Origin of the sequence: Mesorhizobium sp. M7A.F.Ca.US.014.04.1.1, assembly GCF_003998745.1 — a bacterium.
GTDB classification, from domain to species: Bacteria; Pseudomonadota; Alphaproteobacteria; order Rhizobiales; family Rhizobiaceae; genus Mesorhizobium; species Mesorhizobium ciceri.
Genome location: NZ_RZRW01001524.1, coordinates 1 through 393, shown reverse-complemented (window position 1 = coordinate 393; position 393 = coordinate 1). Strand labels below are relative to the sequence as shown.

Annotated in this window: 1 protein-coding gene; it reads left to right on the top strand. The window is 59.5% G+C overall.

Features of this window, described 5'->3' with window-relative positions; genetic code table 11:
• Positions 1 to 312 (top strand): KTSC domain-containing protein (locus tag EOA22_RS37440; protein ID WP_245478831.1); only part of this gene is annotated, 312 nt, incomplete at its 5' end.
• Positions 313 to 393 lie beyond the last annotated feature (81 nt).

The window sequence follows — 393 nt, the reverse complement described above, 5'->3', positions numbered from 1 at the left end:
GACGTACAGCCGTGGTCGGCCCGCTCTCTGCTTCCTCACTGGGCGGGCCATCTCGCGGGTCGCTCACCGGCAATGACTTGGTGCACCATGCCGTCGACCTCAATACGCAAGTTCGAATACGACCCGGAAACCAGGGTTCTCTCAGTGTGGGTTGTAGCGAGTGGCAGGCAGTACGACTTTCTGGATGTACCGCCGGAGATCGTCGCCGATTTCAAATCTGCCTTTGCCAAGGGCCGCTATTTCAATGATCGGATCCGCAACCAGTTCGCGTTCCGGACCGTGGCAAGCTCCGGTTCCAGCGGTTCATGCTGAGGCAGATTGTGCCAAGCGACCTGGCGGAAATCGCGCATGTCGAACGGCTGGCCGCAGACCGGACAGGTCATGAAATTGACG